This window comes from Halobacillus alkaliphilus (genome assembly GCF_900113125.1).
In the GTDB taxonomy this organism is placed as follows: Bacteria; Bacillota; Bacilli; order Bacillales; family Halobacillaceae; genus Halobacillus; species Halobacillus alkaliphilus.
Genome location: NZ_FOOG01000017.1, coordinates 1 through 21,658 on the forward strand (window position 1 = coordinate 1; position 21,658 = coordinate 21,658).

Genomic DNA, 21,658 nt, shown 5'->3' on the forward strand with positions numbered 1-21,658 from the left:
AAAAGACACGCGGTGATACTCTTCTTGTGCACATCCATCCCACACACACGATCACTTATAACGTGCATAAGGGGCCGCCTCCTTTTGGAAAGTTGCAGCCAGCCACTCCATTCGGAAACGTTACGTGTAATCTACCCTACGTGCTTCTCCGAGGAGAGCGACAATCCATGGTACACTTGCTTCCGAAGACCCGTCTCTGTTACGAGTTCTAAGACATCACGCCATCTCGACCTTTGGTAGAAGTCGCTGACTGTACTCTTCTAATACCCGTTAGGAAACCATTTTCATATATCATGGTGCGAAAAAATTAGCATGAATGTCTCTGTTAAACTTCCGTGTTGATTTTATGGCAAAGCTTCCATTAGTTGAAGACTCAGTTTCTAGATATCTAGTTAGAGAGTTAGGTCCTGTGGGGAACGACTCGTTTTCCGGCCCTGCACGACGCAGGGGCGTTGGACGTTGCCACAGGAGGTGGCTTCTTTGTCGAACCTTTTATGTGCTGAGCCTCCACAAGCCCGGGGTCTTACCGATCATGTTTATCCCACAGGAGTCTCCCCGCTCCCCTCCGGACCTGGGCGAATCAGAAAATCGAAATGGGTTTATCTTTCACCCGCTTGAAGAAAAATAACCACGTGGGTGTATTTTCTTTATTCAAGCTGAACAATGCGAGATAGTCTGTTATATAAGCATTTCAGGCAGGTTAAGGAGGAGAGGACACTTTCTTTCCGAAGGGTCCGTTCTTCCTAATAAAGTTGGGCTGGTGGGGAAATGACGAGACTCCCATGGGAGAAGGGGCTAGGTGAGATCCCGCAGGGAGTGAAGCGAGCGAGGAAGCTCACCGTTCCCCCATAGGAAAGGGAGTTATTTCCCCACCAGCCTTTTCCTCATATTGTAACGGACCCGGAATATCTCGAAACTGAGTCTTCCACAATCCGGCCCTATTGCGTAATGAGCCTTTTATGAAAAATCAACAATAAGCTTTAAAAAGCCTTAATTTATAACGACAAGTTCATCGTGATCGAAACGTTTAACATCATCGACGAACACAATCTTCGTTTGCAAACGATAGGAATATGCTTGAGACGTAGGAGGAAGGTCTTCAGGAATCTGATAGTGAAAAGGTACTTCACGCTTTCCTTTTGGTTCCATTGTTTGAGACATTAATACGGTAGCGGCAGGGGCAATGACTTCTATTTTATGATTCTTCGCTTCTCTTACAAAATCGCATTCCAATCGTTTAATTTTCTGCGGCAGCCATCCTCCATAAATGTGGAAAGACCCCTTCACTATGGCGCCTGGTACAATCTGGTGAGATTGCAGCACTAAATCTACTTTCGGGGAACCGATTTTAAATAAGTTTAATAATGATTGAATCACGATCTGGATCCTCCTTAGGGTTTTTGATATTGATCCGAAAATCAACTTTCATTGAATGATACTCCTTCTTTTTTGTACATTAAAAAACCTTTACCATCGGTCTGGTAAAGGTTTGGGATTCCAAATAAATATACCTTTACCGAATTGGCAAAGGTCTCGCAAACAACATAATGTTGTCAGTTAAGCCGGTGATGAATCATCACGTATTGTCGACATAACTGTAAGCTACTCCCCTTTGGAGTATTATAAGCTCTTTATGAGCACAGTTTTTACTCGCTAACTGTAAATCTATATTATTATATTTTTCCAACTCTGTCAATTTATTTTTTGAAAATTCTTTTATCGGACGCGCCTGAATTTAGTTAAGGAGCGGTTGGTAAGGCGGAATTGACAGTTGCGCCACTCCTGCAGATAAGTATAGACTAGTGAGACTCTGGGAGATGAAGAGATAGCGCTGAAAAAATTTTAAAATCATCAAGTCAGAAGACAGCTTAAGTGTTGATGAAGCAAAATCGATGAGGCGTGCATATTAAATCACACCCGGCATAATTACCAATGGTCCTTCAGACGACAAAACGTAAAATAATTAGTTAGGAGAATGAAATATGCCCGATTTAACCAATCAAGTCACCCTGATTACCGGTGCTAATCGAGGTCAGGGGAAAGCGATGGCCGAACATTTGGCTGAACTGGGGAGCCTTGTGATAGTTGCTGCCCGGGATTATACTCAAGCAATGGAAACAGCTGAAGAAATTGGAAAAGAGAGGGCTTTTCCAGTGCAGTTGGATGTTATCAGTGAAGAAGAGTGGAAAGAAGCAGTAAGTCTGATCATTACAAGGTTCGGCCGAATTGATACTCTTATTAATAATGCTGGAATCCTTATACGTAAACCTTTCAGTCAACTCACAATAGAAGAATATCAACAGTTAATTAATGTGAATCAGCTCGGAGTATTCATCGGCATGCAAACTGTTACACCTTACATGGAAAAACAGAATAAGGGCTCAATCATTAATAACTTATCCATTTCGTCTTTTGCTCCTATCAGCCGTTCTTCAGCTTATGCTGCAACTAAGGCAGCAGTAGTGGCCATGTCTAAATCTGCGGCAATTGAATTAGGACCTAAAGGCATTCGAGTCAATATGATTCATCCCGGGGGGATCGAAACCGAAATGGCTACTCAGGGAAAAGGAGTTCCAGAATCCTATCAAGATATTCCGTTAGGGCGTATTGGACAGCCTATAGAAATAGCCAGAGTGGCAGCCTTTCTTGCTTCGGATGAAAGTTCATACTGCACAGGGACGGAAATTGTTGTAGATGGGGGAATGACACTTGGGACCTCTTGATATAAAGAGGCCAAATTGTCATGTATTTTCTAGTTACCAAATCTGCCAATTAAAGGAAAGTTTTGTTTAAATAACATCACGAATTAATTAAGTTTTTGTAACAGTAAGACGTATTTTGTAGATCTATGGTATGATAACTTAGGTTTTGAAATTATATAATAATAAGGATGATCATTATGCAGAAAGATAGAATTGAATCTATCTATTTTTTAAGGCTGTTTGCCATGCTGATGGTTGTACTGGTTCATACTACAGGTGTTTTTCAATCCGTCTTTTCTGAAGGAAGTACAGAGTTTGGAATTTATCATTTTATCAATCGGATCATACGATTAGAAGCCGGTATATTCATCATGATTACAGCCATGGTATTTTTCTATAAATATATGGATGAAAAAATGACGGTATCAGAATTGAAAGATTACTATAAAAAGCGGGCGCTTTATATCGTGGTTCCCTACCTTTTATGGGCGTTATTTTATGAAGCTTTCTCTCTTTATATTGGAGCAGTTCCTCTTAATTTTGCAGAGATGACCTGGAGGATCATTCAAGGAGAATCTTTTTACCAGCTTCACTTTATATTCTTAATTGTGCAATTTTATCTGGTATTTCCTATCATTCTTTTTGTTGCACAGAAAGTTCCTGTGTTTAGAAAGTATATGTGGGTATTTGGAATTGCTATAGAAATTGGATACTATTTCTTTGACCAGACGTTCCAGTTGATTCCGTTTTCCATCTTCCTAAGTTCTCTGGGACCTTACCTGCTGGGTGCGTGGATTGGTACGTATTATAAGGAGCAGCGTTCTCTTATTTATAAAAAGACGAACGCGGCTTGGGCCGTTTTTGCATTGGCCGCCGGTGTTACTACCGTGTTCTTACACTACCATTTATACACGGTTTCCACGTTTGCCCTTCCCGGGTATATTTATTTAGTTATGAACCTTTCATACATTCTAAGTGGAAGCTATATATTGTTCCGATTGACCGAAGTTGTCTGTGACAAATGGCCGGGCATTATTCCGTACGTTCAGCGTGTTGCTGTGTATTCTTTTGGGTTTTATCTGCTGCACCCTTTCATCTTAAAAGTTGTGGCTCAATTCATCCCTGCGCCTGAGGGATATTGGTTCCACGTGTTTATTCTTCTTAGATACGTGAGTACGATCGTCCTTTGTTACTTGGTCATCTGGTTAACGCATAAGTACTTCCTGCGTCCTGGGTTAATCTTTGGAAAGCTTCCCAGAACAGCACCTTCAATCCTGGAATCTCCAGAGATTTCAATGGGGAGTCAGAGAACAGGAACTTAAAAATTAAGGCTTTTCAAAAGGCACACTCGCTTATGAGTGTGCCTTTTTATTTGAAAAACTGCTTATACATCTATTAATCCTCCATTGAAGGAGGTTCTTTTTTTAAAACTTTCCTGCCCATCAATCATAAACAAGGTTTATATTATATCGGAATAAGGAAGAGAACCCATATAGTGTAAATAATGAAGGGGGAAATAAGGATGCAGGAAAGAATAGAGTATTTAACCGAATGGTTACAAGTAAAGGTAAAAGAAGCAGGAGCGGATGGAGCACTCGTAGGTATTAGCGGCGGTATTGACTCGGCTGTTGTTTCATACTTAATTAAACGGGCATTTCCTGAAAACTCTTTAGGCGTACTGCTCCCTATTAACAAAGAAGTAAAAGACCAGACCGATGCTCTGAATGTAGTAGAGGACGCTGGCCTTGAGTATGTAGGAATTAATCTGACATCGTCTTATGAAACGACGTATGCAACTATTCAGGAAGAACTCGAAAAAAAGGGTGACTGGAATAATGATAAATCCCAATTAGGTGGAGCAAACCTTCAGGCTCGTCTGCGTATGAGCACGCTTTACGCCGTTGCTAATAACTATAATTATCTAGTCGTAGGCACAGATAATGCTCCAGAAGATTATACAGGTTACTTTACGAAGTACGGAGACGGAGGCGTTGACTTAGTCCCTCTTATTAATATGAGAAAAGAAGAAGTAAGGGAAATGGCCAAGGCACTAAACGTAACTGATGCCATTATTCATAAGAAACCGAGTGCAGAGTTATGGGAAGGGCAGTCCGATGAAGAAGAACTTGGTCTTTCCTATGACACTATAGACGCTTACTTGCGTGGAGAACAAATCGACCCAGAGGATGAAAAACTCTTGAAGGATCTGCATGAGAAAACAGAGCATAAGCGTCAGATTCCAGCAGGTCCGGAAAAATACAACGGAAAGTGAGTTTTGTTAAATGAAAAATGATACAGCGCTCATTATCATAGATATGATCAATAAAATGGATTTTAGCGGAGGCGAGGATCTCCTGGAGAATACAAAACCTATGGTGGAAAATCTCCGTTCCTTTAAAAAAGAAGCTCAAAAAGAAGGCTTACCCGTTATCTATGTTAATGATAACTTTGGCCTTTGGCAGGATAATGTGTCCGATTTGATTGATGAATGCAGGAAAGGACAGGGAGAACCTGTGATCAATCAAATCCTTCCAGATGAAGATGACTATTTCATTATCAAACCTAAACATTCTGGATTTTTTGGTACTCAGCTGGATATTCTTCTCAACCAATTAGGTGTAAAAAACCTTATTTTAACTGGAATTGCCGGAGATATTTGTGTATTATTTACAGCTAATGACGGGTACATGCGGGAGTATAATTTGTGGGTTCCGGAAGATTGCACTGCCTCAGAAAAAGCAGAAGGAAATGAAAATGCTCTTAAAATTATTGAACGTTCCCTGTTTACAAGTACCGCACCAACGACTGAAGAAAATTATCAATCAATTTTTGAAGATTGACATTTTTATTTCCACGGCATATATTTGTAAAAGGAGCAGACTTCTGTTCCGCCAACAACATCCTTATCAATAAGAGGAGAATGATTTATGAGTGTGGTTGTTCTTAACTAATCCGTAATTGGATAGAGTCCTGATCAAAGGAATGGGAAAGGCGTGGATCTGACACGTCTTGTTTGTAAACCCATTTTTCAGGAACAGTTAAGAACAAGCATAAGCGTAGCACGTTGAGGATAGAAACGAAGCTATGACTGGCTTATTCAGTCATAGCTTTTTTATATTCTCTGTTGGCGGAATAGGATCCTTCACTTATAAGTGAGGTCTGTTCTAATCAAGCCACGGCGAGCGTATCTGCTTGCCGTGGCTTTTTTTATTGGCAGAGAAAGGATGCAGCGTAAACTTGGTTGATTTTCTAAATACCTTTTGCCATCCAGCTACCTGCCTTATAGTCCATTTTAGAAAACTAACATGGACGTGTAAGAATCCATTAAGGAGGAGTCAACATTGAACGAACGAACGTATCAGACATTAGAATTTTTTGAAATATTGAAAACGGTGAGCCGTCTGGCTTTTACAAAGCTCGGCAAAGAATCGATTGAATCCTTACGGCCAGTACGTAACGTTAAAGCTATAAACCGCTGGCATGAAGAGGTGAAAGAGGCTGTAGCTATTTTAAACACAAGTGGAAACATCCCCATCCATACACTGGAAGATGTAACGGATATGCTTGAACAAGGAAAAAAAGGGATGTTCATTCGAGCGAACCAATTTTCAGCTTTGCTTTCATTTCTGGATCATTGTACAAAGTTGAAGCGTTTTATGAAGGATAAAGAGGTTATTGCCCCGACAATCAGTCTGTATGCTTCCTCCATTTCTGACTTAAGCAGACTGGAGGAGGATATCCACCGTGTGATCCGTCACGGGCAGGTAGATGATTATGCTTCTAAGAATTTAGCTAAGATCCGAAAGCAAATTCAAACGAAGCAAAGCCGATTGAAGGAAAGGACAGAGGCTCAGGCAAAAAAATATAAAATGATTATGCAGGAGCCAAGACCCGTCGAGAAAGATGGGCGCTGGACTCTTCCGATTAAAAGAGAAAACCGGAACAAAATCAAAGGAGGCGTTGTCGATCAGTCTGCTTCAGGAGCAACCCTTTTTGTTGAACCAGAAGAGCTTGCCAATCTTCAGGAGGATTTGCAGTTACTGCGCATGAGTGAAGAACATGAGGTAGAGCAGATCCTTTATACAATGACCGCAGAAGTGCTGAACTACGAGTCTGAGTTGAATCTTGCCATGGAAACCATGCATGAGTATGACGTTATTTTTGCTAAGGGGAAATACAGCCGTATGATCAGCGGGACTGCACCGGAATTTACCGAAGACTTTACGCTTCGTGTCAGCAGGGCGAGACACCCAATGCTTGGCGAGAAGGCAGTTCCTCTAAGTATTCAAATGAATGCAGAAGACCAGGCTTTACTCATTACGGGGCCTAATACAGGAGGAAAAACTGTAACGCTGAAGACGGTAGGGTTGCTCTGTCTGATGGCTCAGTCCGGCCTTCCGATCCCGGCAGAGAAGGGAAGTGTACTACCAATTTTTCAGCAGATTTTTGTGGATATTGGAGATGGGCAAAGCATAGAGGAGAACTTAAGTACCTTTAGTTCAAGACTAGTTAACTTAATCGATATTTTAAGAGAAGCGAATGATCATTCTCTGCTTTTACTAGATGAAATTGGATCAGGGACGGATCCTGGGGAAGGGATGGGGCTTGCGACAGCCATACTCGATAAGCTCTCGGAAAAAGGAGCAACAATCCTTGCGACCACACATTATAGTGAAATGAAGGAGTACGCCAGGAATAAGCCCGGATTTATGAATGGAGCTATGGAATTTGACCTTGAAACGCTTAAGCCAACCTACCGGCTGCTTCTTGGAACCTCGGGGAGGAGTCAGGCTTTTGATATTGCTCATAAATTAGGTCTTCATCCTGAGATTTTAAATCAGGCGTACTCGATCACTTATAAGCAGGAGGGAGATTTTCAGGTTAGTGATCAGAAATTAAAGGAAGCAGAATACAATCGCCAGGCAGCCGTAAACCGTTACAGAAGAGGTAAAACCTCCAGGGTACCTGTGAGCGAGAAGCCGCATTTTCAAATGGGGGATAATGTGATTATTCAGGCTACAGGTGAGACCGCCATTGTATATAAAGGTCCAGATCAAACTGGCAGCTATGTGGTTCAGGTGAAAGGAGAGAAATTCACCTACAATCACAAACGCCTTAAGCTACACATTCGTGCTGAAGATTTATATCCAGAGGATTACGACTTTGATATTATCTTCAAGTCCAAAGATTACCGAAAAGTGCGGAAGCAGCTGGATAGGAAACATGTAGAGGGACTGATCCTGGAGGAAGAAGATTGAGGCCTGCATATTTCTAGGAGGTAATCGAGTTCCCGTGCTATGATGAAGGTAAATAAAGCAATAAAGGTGGGCATCATGATGAAGCGTAAAAAATGGTTTATTATAGCCGGCGTGCTCGTGATCATTGGGATTTTTGCGATTCCAGAAGCTTATGCCTATTTGACAAAAAGAAATTATGAAAGTGAAGCGATTACAAAGGAACAGGTTCCAGAAGGATATCAGGTTGCTACTTTTGCAGGAGGCTGTTTCTGGTGCATGGAACCGCCTTTTGAAAAATTAAAAGGAATTCAGGAGGTTGTCTCAGGTTATACGGGTGGAGATACCAAAAACCCTTCGTATAAAGAGGTTTCATCCGGTGGCACAGGACATTTGGAAGCCGTACAGGTCTACTATAATCCGGAAATCATTTCGTACGAACAGCTTTTAGATGTATTTTGGCGTCAGATTAATCCGACCGATGATGAAGGGCAATTCGTTGATCGGGGCTTCCAATACACGACAGGGATCTTTTATCATAATGAAGAGCAGAAACAAGCGGCCATGGAATCCAAGCAGCAGCTGACGGAATCCGGTCGTTTCGAAAATGAAATTGTAACTCCGGTGCAGCAGGCTGAAGAATTTTACCGAGCTGAAGAGTATCATCAGGATTATTATAAGAAAAATAAGGTTCGATATGATTTTTACCGTGGGAACTCTGGCCGTGATGATTATTTGGAGGATACATGGGGAAGCGATAGGGAACTAGATTTACCAAAGAAATAATGGCACCCCCTTGAAGGTCAAGGGGGATGAAATTCAAGTTGGAATCCTCTCTTCATGCGGTTCTTCCAAATTTCGACAAGTTTATTCATACAAGTAGAAGGGAAATAGAATATATATATACGTACTTATCACCATTTTTTCAAAATTACAGAGGGGATGAATTAGGTGAACAACTACAAATTGGATCGCTTTGAAGGGGCTTATGCCATTCTGATTCAAGAGGATGCTCATAATAATGAAATATCTGTATTAAAGGAGCGTTTAATTGCGTTCGCCAAACCCGGAGATTCTATTAAGATCGATTTTGACAATATTGGGAACTTAAAGCACGTAGAAATTATATCTAAAGTAGATAAAATGGAAAAGGCATAAGCCGTTGCTAAAACCAGGGATACTCCCTGGTTTATTTTTTCTGAAAATTAAGTCGAATGTTCTTGATTTTCTCCTTAATACCTTCATAATATAAGTAAGATACACGCCGAGGGGGAAATGAATGTGCTCTTGAGAAATGCTATGGATCTTTTAGATGAAGGTGTATTGATTCTAAACAAGGATTTCAAAGTGACGTACGTTAATCCTGCCTATGTTCAAATGTTTCAATTAGAAGAAGAACGGGTTGTCGGAGAGCATATTCACGATATTTATCCCAATTTACCTCAATCCAAACGTGTGATAACCCATACGATTGAAAGAGAAAAAGATATCACACTAGAGTCTATGGAATTTCATTGGCGCGGCAAAGAAATGATCCTTCATTTTAAAACAAAGCGGTTTATTCATGAAGGCGAATGGTTTGTATTAAGCCGGATTGTTGATATTACAAAGCAATCCCAGACAGAAAAGCATCTAATACATATGATTGAAGAGATGACGGCAAATGTGGTCACGATCGCCAAGGGCTACGCGCTTTTACCTTTGCAGCCGATTCTAAGAGAAGAGCAGCGGTTGATTCTGCTGGAAAGAGTCCCTGTTCAATGTCAGGAAAAAAATGTAACTCGCCTGGTAATCCAGTTTTCCGGCATCTCAGAGATCGACCAGGAATGGGCTGTGCTGCTTAGGAATTTATTGCATAGCTTAAAATTACTGGGGATTGAAGTGGCTTTGGCAGGAATGCGTCCTAAAGTTGTCAGGCAGTTCATAGAAAATAACATTAGGCTGAATGATGTTCGCACCTTTATGAACATCAGCCAGGCGACCAAATACTTTTTAGAAACCGGCTTAAAAGCAAACTTTTAATGTGATACTACATTAAAAGCTTTTAATGATTTTAAAAACCGGTTTATTAAACAATAGGGCCGGTTACTGTAAGACTCAGTTTCGAGGTAATTCGGGACCGTTGCTAAGAAAGAGAGGAGCTGGCTACGGAAACAACTCGCTTTCCTGCGGGGGAACTGGCAAGCCTCCTCAGTCGTTTTCACTCCTTGTGGGGTCTCGCCTAGCTCCTTCTCCCGCGGGAGTCTCGTCGTTTCCTCCGCTATCCTATGATTGAGGAGTGAACGAACCCTTCTATAAGAGAGGTAATCGCTTTGGATCAGCCTTAAACCCTTATATATCACGGATTGCATACTTAAATAAGTTAGATACTCTTTCGCTCTCCAGTTAATTTTAGCAGGCATTTTTGGTGGATTTCGAGCTTCTGATTCGGCAAGGTCCGGAGGGGATGATGTAGACTCCTGTGGGATGAACATGATCGGTAAGATCCCGGAAGGCGAAGCCTGAGGAAGCTTACCACATGGGATGTTCGACTAAGATCGCCACGTCCTGTGGCAACGTCGAACGACCCTGCGTCGTGCAGGGCCGGAAAGCGAAATCGTTCCCCGGAGGACCTAATTCTCACAAATGTCTCGAAATCAAGTCTTCAAGTAACGGGAGCTTTACTGCAATATTACCAGTGGGATTTTGTGAAGTTCTATAATAAAAAACCCCGTCTCAGTCCATTTCATAGATAAATGGTCAGGGACGGGGTTTTTGGGGAATTATACGATAATATGCTTGTTTAATTCATGGTCTTTAATATAAGCCTGGGGCAGCATGATTGAACCGAAATCAAACTCATCCAGAGTTTTCTCCTGTTTAATCCGCTTCGGTGCATCAGGGTTTTGAAGAGCGCTGGTACCTAAGCTCACAAAATCGGCATGTCCGTTGTTCAGCATATACACGGCTTTTTCTGGGTCAGCTAATTTACCGTTTGCGATGACTGGAATGTCACTGTGCTTCTTAGCTGCTTCAGCCATGGACATAGAACCCTGACCGAATCCAGGTTTCTCAGCATCATCATCTGTAACATGGATATAATCGAGGGATTCATTTCCCAGGGTGCTGAAAATAGTATGGGCATCCGATTCTCCAAGCGCCCATCGATGATCGGCATCGGAGGCTTTCCCTTGAGAGATGCGAATTCCTACGATAAAGTCTTTTCCGACTTTTTTCCGAACTTCTTTAATAACCTGAAGCGCAAATCGAAGGCGGTTTTTGGTATCTCCACCAAATTCATCTTCTCTACGGTTGAAATAATCAGTTAAAAACTGATCAATTAAATAGCCATTAGCTCCATGAATTTCCACACCATCGAAACCAGCTTCTTTGGCAAGTTCAGCAGATCGGCCAAAGGATTCTACAGCCGTCTGTATATCGTCATGACTCATTCTCTTCGGCTCTGGAAAAGGACCTTCTCCTCCATAAAAAGAGAGCTTATCATTCTTCGGGGCTACTTGGGAGGGGCCGATATTGTGTTCAGCATATGGGTTTTCCTGTGATTGTGCGCCTGCATGCATGATTTGCGCAATGAAAAGCGCTCCATGTTCCTGAACACTTTTCACAATAGGTTTCCAAGCATCGCGCTGAGCTTCATTTGCGAGGCCGGGCTGATTAGGGTATCCCTGTGAAAAACGTTCATCCGGATAGACTCCTTCCGTGATGACGGTCCCGAATCCGCCTTTAGCATAGCGTTCATAATATTTTTTCATCGTTTCATTTGGCGTTCCATTATTCTCGGCACTTACACGAGTCATCGGTGCTACCACATAACGGTTTGCGAACGTACGGTCATTTATGGTTTTACTTTCAAACAATGGTTGATGTTGTTCCTTCATACTATTCAACTCCTTCATGGATTTCATAACCTTTACGCGCTTTTTTTAAACAGCTGGGTCTGCTGATTATCTTCCCTGATATGCTATAATACAAACAAATGTTCTTTGAAAGGTGAGTACTTTTTATGGAAGAACTTCTTGCAGAATTAAATGAATCCCAACAGGAAGCTGTTGTTTCCACTGAAGGATTTATCCGGGTCATTGCCGGAGCAGGATCAGGAAAAACGCGTGCCTTGACCCATCGTTATGCGTTTATTGTAAATGAACTCGGTGTAGATCCTTCCAATATACTTTCGGTCACCTTCACAAATAAGGCTGCTCATGAAATGAGGCGACGTGTGAAGAAGCTGATCGGCGGGGAGCAGGATACTGGGTTTATTACCACTTATCACGGATTTTGCGTTCGTGTACTTCGAGAGGATATTCACCGGTTGTTTTATCCTAAGAATTTTATCATTTTAGATGTGGAAGACCAGAAAATTCTGCTGAGAGAAATTTTTGAAGATATGGATTTAAAAATGAACGATAAAACCTTTAAGCGGCTGCTCGATAAGATAGGAATTCTAAAAGGTAACACTCATTACGTACAGCAAATGATTTTGCGAGGGGAGATGCCTGCCGTAGAAGAGGCTGGAGATATGGACGGCCAAATTATCCAGCGCTATTTAAAGAAACAAAAGCGTGTGTACGGACTGGATTTCGATGACCTTCTTAATTTTGTTTTTGTCCTCTTTGACCAGTATCAGGAAGTACTGGAGAAATGGCAGGATCGTCTGTTCTATATTCAAGTGGATGAGTTTCAGGACAGCAGCCTGAAGCAATTTGAGTTGGTGAAAAAGCTTTCGGCCCATCATGGAAACCTCTTTGCGGTGGGGGACCCTGATCAGACCATCTATGAGTGGAGGGGGGCTGACCCTAAGTACATGGTTGATTTTGAAAAGTATTTTCCTGACACCCAGACGATCTTTTTAAAGCAGAATTACCGTTCTACCCCGGAGATTCTTTCTCTTGGAAATGCACTCATCCAGAATAACTATTTTCGTGTAGATAAGGATATGGAAACCAGCAATCCACCTGGCGTGAAAGTCGTTCATTATCATGGAAAAAATGAAGTTGACGAGGCGAAGTGGGTGGTGAACCGGATCAAAGAAATTGTGGAAACCCGTCAGGCAAACTATAGTGACATCGCGGTATTGTACCGGGCGAACTATCTCTCGCGTTCCATTGAACAGGAACTTATCAGTGCTAATATTGAATACACTATTTTCGGAGGCTTTAAATTCTTTGATCGTCTGGAAATAAAAGATGCTCTGGCTCACTTACGGATGACTGCTGCGGCAGATGATCTGTCATTTTCCAGAATTATAAATGTTCCCAGGCGGCAGATTGGTAAAAAGCGAATGCAGTTTCTTCGTGAACGGGCCGAAGCAGAGAATCTTTCTTTGTATGAAACTTTAAAAAAATACAAGGATCACGAACGTTTTAAATCTACAGGTGCCCATTCATTTATCGAAGCTATCGAATACTTAAAAAATCGAAAAGATGAGTTGAAAGTTTCTGAATTACTCCAGGAAGCCATGCAGAAAACAGGTTACGAAGCTTACCGGCGGGAGGATGGAGACCAGGAGCGACTGGATAACCTGACTGAATTACTTCATTCCATCGTTCAATATGAGCAGACACTGGGGGAAGATATTAATCTGGAAGAATATCTTCAAATGATTTCGTTGTACACTGATAATGAACGTGACGATCAACTGGATTCTGTTAAACTGATGACTATTCATACGGCTAAAGGGCTTGAGTTTCCTTATGTATTTGTAGTGGGGATGACAGAAAGCGTGCTGCCCAATGTGCGTGCGCTCAGAGAAAGAAAAGAGCGGGCGCTTGAAGAGGAGCGACGCCTGGCTTATGTGGCGGTCACCCGTGCTGAACGAGAGCTTTACTTAACGGAATCTGAGGGGTTTCAAAATGGTGGCCAGAAGAAATATCCTTCCCGATTTATTTTTGAAGTGGAAGATGATCTCTATGAAAGAATCGGAGAACTGGATGAAGCTCTGATTGAAGAAGCGAGAGAATATATAAGAACGACCCATCACAGTAAGGAAAAGGCACCTGCAAGTTTTTATGAAAAGGGTACCCGGGTGAAACACCCTGTTTTCGGGGAGGGCGAGATCGTAGATATAGATGAAAAGAAGAATACTTATCGAGTGTTCTTTGATAATCTAAAAGCACCGAGGCCGATCAGCAGGAATTTCAAGAAACTCGAGAAACTAGAAGAATCCTAAAGGAAGGATCGGTTGTGTGAAAAATATATCTGGCAATGAACTTTGGATCAATTCATTTGTAGTATTTGCGGTTGTACTGATTGCAGTAATTGTGATGAGAGGTATACTTATTGGCATTTTGAAGAAGTGGAGCTCTAATAAAGAGGAACGATCCAGATTTTTTTATATGTTTCAAAGCATTATTAATTGGATTGCCTTATATGGAGTCGTTATTTATACTCTTTTTCATTTCCGCAGTGCCCAGTGGATGTTCAGTGCCCTTTTTACTATTGGCTCGGAACCTGTATCTGTGTTTTTACTGATTATAGCTGTACTGATTATTTCTCTTACCAACCGCATATCCAAGCTTTTTCGCGGATATGTATTTCCGGGAGTTTATAAGCGGTATGAATTGGATCGCGGCGTCCAGTTTACATTCGACAAAGCGTTCCATTACTTAATCATGGTACTGGCTATTATTATCAGTTTATCTACAGTAGGGTTTGAATTAAGTGCTCTTACGGTTTTTGCTGGAGTCATAGGAGTCGGGATTGGTTTCGGGATGCAGAATATTGCTTCTAATTTCATTTCCGGAATTATTCTCTTGTTTGAAAGGCCTATAAAAGTAGGCGACCGAGTCATAGTGGATGAAATTATCGGTGACGTACAGCGTATAAATATGAGAGCAACGGTCATTAAAACCCTGGATAATGAGCATATTATTGTTCCTAATTCGTATTTTCTGGAAGAGCAAGTGATTAATCGATCGTATAGCGATAAAGTAATGAGGTTAGTCATGCCAGTGGGGGTTGCTTATGGAAGCGATGTGCCTTTAGTGAAAAAACTGCTGCTGCAGGTAGCGGAAGATGAGGCGGGGGTTTCACCAACCGTTCGACAGATCCCGGAGCCTTTTATTAATTTTAAAGAGTTTGGAGACTCCTCTTTAAATTTCGAGCTGTTTGTCTGGATCTCGGATCCTCAGCATGTGATACGAATCCGCAGCAATTTAAACTTCAGGATTGATGCAATCTTCAGAGAAAATGGTGTTGAAATTCCCTTCCCGCAGAGAGATCTGCATGTGAGGAGTGTAGATGAGAAGATTATAGAAAAATGGAAGAGTTAAAACGTGGAAAGTCTGAATCGGATAAGATTCAGGCTTTTTTATACTCCAGCTTTCTGTTTGTATAATTGATGAAATTTTGAGATAATTACGATTGTAAGTTATTTTAATATAGTAAGAGTTCCTTATTATTAAACAAATTGCGAGGAAGAAGCGGGTTATTCCGTTGAAGCGTTTAAAAAAACGCTCAGGTAAAATAACCTGAACGTCTTCTTAATTGATGGAATTTGCGATATCCATGGCTTGCTGGGTCTGCTTTTCTTTATCCACTGCACTGTAATCGATTTGGTAAATGACATCCTCATCACTATTATACCATTCGACAAAAACTTGTTTTTTCTCTTCCCGTACTCCAGCCACAGATCCAGAATTTAATGGAATCTGCAAGTCTGTTTCAGCCATCTCTCCAGACGGATCAAATAAGGTGGTGACGGTTAAATCATGAGCTTCTGTAGAATGATAACGAACCGTTACTTCTTTTCCCGCAGCAGAAGCTGCCACAGCTTTCACCTCAAAAGGAAGCTCATCTGGAAGCCCCACCCGTTCCTGTTTGCTTTCCGGGAGAGAATCAATTGGTTCTGCAAATGAATTAGGATAGTTGGCTTTTAAGTCGCTTAAGGCTAAATCGGCAGATGAACATCCGGCTAAAAAAATTAGAAAAGCCAGAAAGACAAGGATTTTTTTCATATGGCGTCTCTCCTTATGACCAGGTAAAAATTCTCCCTTGTAATTTTAGCACAAAAGTATTACGGATTGGATAGGGTTTCTAGTTTGTAGTTGATCTAATAAGGGAACTCAGCCTACAAAGAGGGATAGACGACGACTCTAGAGTGAGGGCAACTCAACAGGAAAGGATGAATTTGGATGACCGTTCAAATACGATCGTTTTTAGAAAAGGACTTTCACGACATCCAGCAATTAAATGAGAAAGAGGGATGGAACGGACTGGTTGAAAGAAATGAAGAAACGTGTTGTTCCTGGTTGAATTCAGAGCCTGCTCTTGTAGCTGAAGAAGATGGAGAAGTAGTCGGCTATCTGCGCGGACTTACAGATGGAGCTGTGACGCTTTATATTTGTGAGATTCTGATTAAAGAAAGTCACCGTAATCAGGGAATTAGTGAGCAGCTTGTCCGGACCGCTCATGAATGTTATCCAAGTACGCGAGTAGAGATGCTTGCTACCACTTCTTCCCATGAATATTATGAAAATCGCGGATATCGTTCGTTTTATGGTTTTAGGAAATCACCAGAAGAAATGAAAAACGCTCGGAGCTGAGGCTCCGAGTGTTTTTTTTTTTACTTCTTTCCTTCTATATAATCTTTCTCTTCAGTAGGAGACAGGATACCGGTGGCTTTTCCAATCGTGCCATTCTGTAAATTCCAAATGGCATTGTGATCCTCATCTATGGTAGAGAAATTCTCTTCATTCCATTTAACCAGAATATCCTTGTACACCTGCTTATGTTCTACGTCTGCCTGGTCAAGACCTTCAAGCAGCCAGGTTATTCGCTCGGGATGGATTTCATAGAAACCCCACTTTTTAGAAGCTTCTACTTTTTGATGAGACATTCCATGTATGTACTCTTTATAATGATAATCCGTCAACTCGTCTGCAGGAGTATCCTTTCCAAATGGGTTTTTACCTGCTTCTTCATAACTGTCTAGTTCTTCTTCTGATATAGCTCCTGTAATCACTTCTTCCGCTTCGCGCAGATCTTCTGGGGAGGCGACTTCCTTATCCTCACCTGGTGTAAAAATATATTTTTGTACAACCCATCCTCCAGCACCTACGACCAGGAGGGTTATTAATAAAGTGTATCCGATTATTTTTTTCAAAACTAGTCCCCTCTCCTCATATTACCTGAAAGAAATAAACATGATCTTCCAATTATACATAAAAAGGAGCAAACTTTGAAGTTTGCTCCTTGTTTTTATAAGGATAAAGATGTATACCTGTGTCACTCAAAGTGACTATTGGTCCATATAGTGAGCCAGTTTAGCTGCAGTGGAACGAGGGACGAATTTAGAAGCATAGGCCATGGACTGGTTGGCTGCTCCTGGAACGATCACTCTTTTTCCTTTCACGAAACCGAGAAAGCCGGCTTTCGCTACATCTACAGGAGACATCGTGCTTTTTACCAGTTTTGTGTGCTCGGCTTTAGCCGTTTTGAAGAAGTTTGTATCGGTTGCTCCTGGACAAAGGGTGGAGACGGTAATACCTGTGCCGCGTAGTTCTTCCACTAACGCTTCAGAGAATGATAGGACGTAAGCCTTTGAAGCATAGTACACAGCCATCTTAGGTCCCGGCTGGAAAGCAGCGGTGCTTGCGACATTGATGACCCCTTTTGGTATATCGGGTAGAGGTGCTTTTTTAATATCCTGTAAGAATAAATGAGTTAATTCTGTAAGGGTGTTTACATTGACTTGAAGCATTTTCTGTTGATCGAGAAGAGGAAGTTCATCAAACTGACCGTTTAAACCAAAACCTGCATTATTCACAAGCACTTCCACTGTGAGCCCGAGTTCTTTCACTTTACTATAGAGAACTTCAGCAGCTCCAGGTTCAGATAGGTCATGAGGAATAATTGTGACGGGGTGTTCACCCAATTCTTCTTTCAACTGCATTAATTTATCTTCAGACCGGGCGACAACAATAAGATTATATCCTGATTTCGCAAACAGGCGGGCAAATTCATAGCCGATTCCACCTGAAGCTCCCGTAATTAGAGCGGTTGGTTTCATAAGAGATCTCTCCTTCTGCAAATAATAGTTTGCTCTCAGTCTATACCCGAACCAGACCAAGGACAATCTTCCACCTTAAGTATACCCAATAACTGGATGACCTGAGGTGGAAGATTTTGGTTGGAAGGATTTTTTATTTTCAGGAGATCTCTTTGTGTTTCAGGGTATAGGCTGCGCTTGCGAGAAGGAGGATGATAAATAGGACCGCTGTTCCGGCGCTTCCCCACAGCGCGCTTGATAACTCTCCAGAAATTAAGGTATTTCTAAGGTGTGAACTGATTAAAGACGGGCTCCATTTCACCACATGAGCAAAAACACTGCTAAGAAGATTCAATGCGATCACTAGCGTTATTGTAAAGAATAAGACAAGACCGGCTGTTTTACTTAATGTATTCATAAAGATGCTGATGGAAAGAATCAATGTCATCCATAAGCCGTAAAAGAAAAACGTTCGTAAGAAGCTCCCTGCTGATACTTCGCCGAAGAGTAAATTCACATAATACCAGCTGGCCAATAAAGCGGTAAAAGTGGATATCCAGATGAGTAAGGCGTAGGCGGCCCACTTAGCCGTAACGTACGAGTGATAAGCAATGGGTTTTACCAGGATCAGTTCGGCCACACCGCTTTTACGTTCGCCGGAAATGGTGCCCATCGTAATTAAAACGATAATCAGCACTCCAATAAGATTCAGCTGAGACACGCTCATCATGAAAACTTCGGAAGGGGGAGGTTCCGGCATCTCGAAAGTTGCGCCCTCTGGAAGCCCGCCCGTTGCCTCAAGAATTTGAGGCAGATAATAAGTTGTAAGTGGATCCGTAATGGCAAGCAAAATGAAAACAAGAGGCACCCAGATCCATTTAAAGTTTCTCCATGACTCCAACAGTTCTTTATTGAATACGGTCAGCCACTGCATAACTTTGCACCACCTTCATAAACAGATCTTCAAGTGTTATTCTGCCCACTTCAAACTGAAGAAGCGGCCAGTGTTCCTTCAACGCCAGGTTCAGTATGATTTCTCTTGCCCGCGCCTGGTCAGTAACGTACACATCGAGCGTTTCTTTTTTTATTTCCGTACGGGTAACCACGTCTAAATGGTCCAGTTTCTGACTGTAGGCTTCTGGGCTGTCTTCAAATTGAAGAGAAATTTTATCAACTTGATGCCTGTCTTTTAAGGAAGAAAGTGAGCCTGACTCTACAATTTTCCCTTCATGCATAAGAAGGATTTCATCACTTGATTCTTCAGCATCGTTTAAGATGTGGGTGGAATAAAGAATGGTTGTTTCCTTTTTCAATTCTTCCATTAAATCCAATACATCACGCCGTCCAATCGGATCTAACGCGGAAACAGGTTCATCAAGCATCAATAACTCAGGCTTATGAATCAATGCCTGCGCTATACCAAGACGCTGTTTCATTCCCCCGGAATACTTGGAAATCCTTCTATTCCTCACTTCAAAGATTCCAACTCTGGTAAGCAGCTGGTCTGCACGGGAAGCAGCTTCCTTTTTAGATAGGTAAGCGAGCTTACCGGCGTAGATAAGAAATTCTCTACCTGTCATCCACGAGTGGAAATGGGGATGTTGAGGGAGGTAACCAATGTGTCTCCGGATATCACCGGAATGCTCTTCTAAAAGTTCCACTTTGCCGCTTGTAGGGGAGATTAACCCAGCCATCATTCGGAGAGCGGTTGTTTTTCCGGCACCGTTTGGTCCAAGAAGTGCAATACACTTTCCGGATGATAACGTAAAAGAAATATCATCAACCGCCCGGTTATTCTGATAGACTTTGGATAGATTTTGTACCGTAATCACGCGTCAAACCTCCTGCCGAAAATAAAGTAAGCGATAGGACCTAGTGTGTTGAAAATGACAATAACCAGTGCCCACACCCATTTTGGTCCGTTTGTTTCTTCTGTCCGAATTAAACTGATTAAGGCAGCAATCATAAGGATGATTTGTATGACGATAAGAGGAGCGATAATAGCTAGATTTTCCTGTAAAAGCTGCATAGCGTTCTGCATCATTAACATAATAACAACCCTCCTTTCAGGTTAGTTGCGAGGAGACGGATTTAGTGTGACCGCTGTTCCATAGGCCATGATCTCAGAAGCAGAACTTGATATGCTGGAAGTCTCTAACCGTACGGCTATAACTGCGTCTGCACCTTTAGACTCTCCGTGCTCAATCATCCTCCCGATGGCCTGCTGGCGGGCCTGATCCATCATGTTTGTATAGTCCGTAATCTCTCCTCCGACCAGGTTTTTTAATCCTGCCATGATATCACGGCCAATATTTTTAGACTGAACCGTGCTGCCTCTTACAAATCCTTTTAACTCTTTAATCTCATAACCTGGAATAAAGTCAGTAGTCACGATAATCACGTTGATCTTCCTCTCTTTTTTCTTTTTTTCTTTCAAGTATTAATCTGTAAATGATGATGATTAAAAGTAAATAGGAACTTAATACAAGGGCAATTCCTGTCCCCAGGTGGAAAAAGAGGAGCCCATATCCCAGCAACTGAGCGGTTATGGCCAGGGTGATCAGCAGAATATTCATGAATGATCCGGTCCTTGGCCGTTCTTCTTCTCATTCCAGACGGTTTTAGTGAGGACGAAGTACACCAGACTTGGAATCGGAAATTGAATAAGTCCTATAATTCCCCATAGCCAGGGGGCTTTGCCTCTTTTTCTTGCTTTAATGTAAAGAATAGAGCTTTGTGTAATTAATATAATTCCGATTAATAGGATCCCCCATAATGGGATTTCTTCAGGTCCATAATGCTTCATGAACGCCACGCCACCGTTCTGGAGCTTTCCTTAAGGAAGTAACCGAATAGAACAATAACGGAAAGTAATTGAATCCCTATAAATACAAGCGGGGCGTATACAACGCTGATTGCTAAGACGCTAAGGCAAAGGACAGCCGTCAGCCAGAGAAAGGCGAGTTCGATCCACAGCCTCTTATACCAGGCTTCTGTTTCCTTCTGAACTAAATCAGTAAAGTAAGCAAGGGAAGGTTCCTCAACTTCGATCTCTTTATCCATTTGATGGGCAGTTGTTCGCAGCAGGCTGTCTATACTTTTTTTATCCTTCATGTTCGCCGAGCTCCTTTCTTAACTGTTTAAGCCCATAATGGACTCTGGATTTCACTGTGCCTGTTTTAGCTTTGGTCATTTGAGCAATTTCCTCATAGTCATAGCCGTAGTAATGTTTTAATACAATAGGGATGCGGTACTGGTCCTCCAATTGAAGCAGGGCCTGCTGCACGTCATACCATTCGGCAGGCATGGAGTCGGTTATTTCATCCCGTTTTAGACATGCTGCTTCGGATTGTTCATAAGTGAAGGCTCTGTTTTGTTTTCGTTTGATGTCCAGGTACGTATGAGTGGCAATTTGGATAAGCCATGATGAGAAGCTGGACTTTCCTTTATATTGATTGATTTTCTGGATCGCCTTTACGAGCGTCTCTTGTGTTACATCGTAAGCTAATTGCTCATCGCCGCTCATCTTCCACACGTACTTGACAAGGAAGGAGTAATTTTCTTTGAGCCGTTTAGCCAAAAGTTGTTGGTCTCCCTGCTTAGCAAGTTGAATGTCATTAGAATCCATCATCATTCCTCATTTCCGACTTACTTATAAGACGAACAGCCAGCAGAATTCGTTCAAAGTTTATGTAAAAAATTTATCCAGTTCTTATGTAATGTACCTGCCAAATCAC

The 21,658-nt window shown here is 41.9% G+C and carries 25 protein-coding genes; 12 read left to right on the top strand and 13 right to left on the bottom strand.

Annotation, left to right across the window (positions count from 1 at the left end; genetic code table 11):
• Positions 1–212: hypothetical protein (locus BMZ06_RS20965; protein ID WP_217646821.1), on the top strand; the 212-nt coding region annotated here is incomplete at its 5' end.
• Positions 213–990: 778 nt separating this feature from the next.
• Here the strand turns inward: BMZ06_RS20965 and BMZ06_RS10585 are convergent.
• Positions 991–1,377 carry a sporulation protein gene (locus BMZ06_RS10585; RefSeq protein WP_089752014.1) on the bottom strand — a complete coding sequence of 129 codons (387 nt, stop codon included), beginning with the start codon at positions 1,375–1,377 and terminating at the stop codon, positions 991–993.
• Positions 1,378–1,982: 605 nt separating this feature from the next.
• Here BMZ06_RS10585 and BMZ06_RS10590 point away from each other — a divergent pair.
• From BMZ06_RS10590 to BMZ06_RS10625, 8 genes are all read left to right on the top strand, one after another.
• Positions 1,983–2,723, top strand: a complete 741-nt coding sequence (locus tag BMZ06_RS10590) for an SDR family NAD(P)-dependent oxidoreductase (protein WP_089752015.1) — start codon at positions 1,983–1,985, stop codon at positions 2,721–2,723.
• Between the two features lie 176 nt (positions 2,724–2,899).
• The gene (locus BMZ06_RS10595; protein ID WP_089752016.1) at positions 2,900–4,024 is read left to right on the top strand and encodes an acyltransferase; all 1,125 of its coding nucleotides are present in this window, start codon (positions 2,900–2,902) and stop codon (positions 4,022–4,024) included.
• 200 nt (positions 4,025–4,224) lie between these two features.
• On the top strand, positions 4,225–4,974 hold the full coding sequence (nadE, locus tag BMZ06_RS10600) for an NAD(+) synthase (RefSeq protein ID WP_089752017.1): 750 nt from the start codon (positions 4,225–4,227) through the stop codon (positions 4,972–4,974).
• A gap of 10 nt (positions 4,975–4,984) precedes the next feature.
• Complete coding sequence (locus tag BMZ06_RS10605) at positions 4,985–5,542, top strand: cysteine hydrolase family protein (protein ID WP_089752018.1); 558 nt, start codon at positions 4,985–4,987, stop codon at positions 5,540–5,542.
• A gap of 501 nt (positions 5,543–6,043) precedes the next feature.
• Entirely contained in the window at positions 6,044–7,960 is a 1,917-nt protein-coding gene (locus BMZ06_RS10610) for an endonuclease MutS2 (RefSeq protein WP_089752019.1), read from the top strand.
• A gap of 78 nt (positions 7,961–8,038) precedes the next feature.
• Positions 8,039–8,722, top strand: coding sequence for a peptide-methionine (S)-S-oxide reductase MsrA (msrA, locus tag BMZ06_RS10615; protein WP_089752077.1), 684 nt, complete (start codon positions 8,039–8,041; stop codon positions 8,720–8,722).
• Between the two features lie 165 nt (positions 8,723–8,887).
• On the top strand, positions 8,888–9,094 hold the full coding sequence (locus BMZ06_RS10620; protein ID WP_089752020.1) for a DUF3006 family protein: 207 nt from the start codon (positions 8,888–8,890) through the stop codon (positions 9,092–9,094).
• Positions 9,095–9,217: 123 nt separating this feature from the next.
• Positions 9,218–9,958, top strand: a complete 741-nt coding sequence (locus BMZ06_RS10625; RefSeq protein WP_175477868.1) for an STAS domain-containing protein — start codon at positions 9,218–9,220, stop codon at positions 9,956–9,958.
• Positions 9,959–10,698: 740 nt separating this feature from the next.
• Here BMZ06_RS10625 and BMZ06_RS10635 read toward each other — a convergent pair.
• Positions 10,699–11,814: an oxidoreductase gene (locus BMZ06_RS10635; RefSeq protein WP_089752023.1), complete on the bottom strand. Its 1,116-nt coding sequence runs from the start codon at positions 11,812–11,814 to the stop codon at positions 10,699–10,701.
• A 125-nt stretch (positions 11,815–11,939) separates the two neighbouring features.
• Here BMZ06_RS10635 and BMZ06_RS10640 point away from each other — a divergent pair, with 125 nt between their 5' ends.
• Positions 11,940–14,102 (top strand): ATP-dependent helicase, encoded by a 2,163-nt coding sequence (locus tag BMZ06_RS10640; RefSeq protein ID WP_089752024.1) that lies wholly within the window; start codon positions 11,940–11,942, stop codon positions 14,100–14,102.
• Positions 14,103–14,118: 16 nt separating this feature from the next.
• Positions 14,119–15,204, top strand: coding sequence for a mechanosensitive ion channel family protein (locus BMZ06_RS10645; protein ID WP_089752025.1), 1,086 nt, complete (start codon positions 14,119–14,121; stop codon positions 15,202–15,204).
• Between the two features lie 210 nt (positions 15,205–15,414).
• Here BMZ06_RS10645 and BMZ06_RS10650 read toward each other — a convergent pair whose 3' ends face one another.
• Positions 15,415–15,888, bottom strand: coding sequence for a membrane lipoprotein lipid attachment site-containing protein (locus BMZ06_RS10650; RefSeq protein WP_089752026.1), 474 nt, complete (start codon positions 15,886–15,888; stop codon positions 15,415–15,417).
• 177 nt (positions 15,889–16,065) lie between these two features.
• On the opposite strand from BMZ06_RS10650, the gene BMZ06_RS10655 reads away from it, so the two are divergent.
• A complete protein-coding gene (locus BMZ06_RS10655) occupies positions 16,066–16,476 on the top strand; it encodes a GNAT family N-acetyltransferase (protein ID WP_089752027.1) in 411 nt (136 codons plus the stop codon).
• A 20-nt stretch (positions 16,477–16,496) separates the two neighbouring features.
• Here the strand turns inward: BMZ06_RS10655 and BMZ06_RS10660 are convergent, their stop codons facing one another.
• From BMZ06_RS10660 to sigY, 10 genes are all read right to left on the bottom strand, one after another.
• Entirely contained in the window at positions 16,497–17,036 is a 540-nt protein-coding gene (locus tag BMZ06_RS10660) for a DUF6241 domain-containing protein (protein ID WP_089752028.1), read from the bottom strand.
• A gap of 135 nt (positions 17,037–17,171) precedes the next feature.
• Positions 17,172–17,942: an SDR family NAD(P)-dependent oxidoreductase gene (locus BMZ06_RS10665; RefSeq protein WP_014642192.1), complete on the bottom strand. Its 771-nt coding sequence runs from the start codon at positions 17,940–17,942 to the stop codon at positions 17,172–17,174.
• 139 nt (positions 17,943–18,081) lie between these two features.
• The gene (locus tag BMZ06_RS10670; protein WP_089752029.1) at positions 18,082–18,855 is read right to left on the bottom strand and encodes an ABC transporter permease; all 774 of its coding nucleotides are present in this window, start codon (positions 18,853–18,855) and stop codon (positions 18,082–18,084) included.
• Positions 18,830–19,753, bottom strand: a complete 924-nt coding sequence (locus BMZ06_RS10675; RefSeq protein ID WP_089752030.1) for an ABC transporter ATP-binding protein — start codon at positions 19,751–19,753, stop codon at positions 18,830–18,832. The genes BMZ06_RS10670 and BMZ06_RS10675 overlap by 26 nt, the downstream gene beginning before the upstream one ends.
• Positions 19,750–19,971: a PLD nuclease N-terminal domain-containing protein gene (locus BMZ06_RS10680; protein ID WP_425431757.1), complete on the bottom strand. Its 222-nt coding sequence runs from the start codon at positions 19,969–19,971 to the stop codon at positions 19,750–19,752. Before BMZ06_RS10680 ends, BMZ06_RS10675 begins: the two co-directional genes overlap by 4 nt.
• Positions 19,972–19,992: 21 nt before the next feature.
• The gene (locus tag BMZ06_RS10685) at positions 19,993–20,322 is read right to left on the bottom strand and encodes a YbjQ family protein (RefSeq protein WP_089752031.1); all 330 of its coding nucleotides are present in this window, start codon (positions 20,320–20,322) and stop codon (positions 19,993–19,995) included.
• Entirely contained in the window at positions 20,303–20,497 is a 195-nt protein-coding gene (locus BMZ06_RS10690) for a hypothetical protein (RefSeq protein ID WP_089752032.1), read from the bottom strand. The genes BMZ06_RS10685 and BMZ06_RS10690 overlap by 20 nt, the downstream gene beginning before the upstream one ends.
• Entirely contained in the window at positions 20,494–20,727 is a 234-nt protein-coding gene (locus BMZ06_RS10695; protein WP_089752033.1) for a sigma-Y antisigma factor component, read from the bottom strand. The genes BMZ06_RS10690 and BMZ06_RS10695 overlap by 4 nt, the downstream gene beginning before the upstream one ends.
• Positions 20,724–21,035 carry a YxlC family protein gene (locus tag BMZ06_RS10700; protein WP_089752034.1) on the bottom strand — a complete coding sequence of 104 codons (312 nt, stop codon included), beginning with the start codon at positions 21,033–21,035 and terminating at the stop codon, positions 20,724–20,726. Before BMZ06_RS10700 ends, BMZ06_RS10695 begins: the two co-directional genes overlap by 4 nt.
• Positions 21,025–21,549 carry an RNA polymerase sigma factor SigY gene (gene sigY, locus BMZ06_RS10705; RefSeq protein WP_089752035.1) on the bottom strand — a complete coding sequence of 175 codons (525 nt, stop codon included), beginning with the start codon at positions 21,547–21,549 and terminating at the stop codon, positions 21,025–21,027. The genes BMZ06_RS10700 and sigY overlap by 11 nt, the downstream gene beginning before the upstream one ends.
• Between the last annotated feature and the right edge of the window lie 109 nt (positions 21,550–21,658).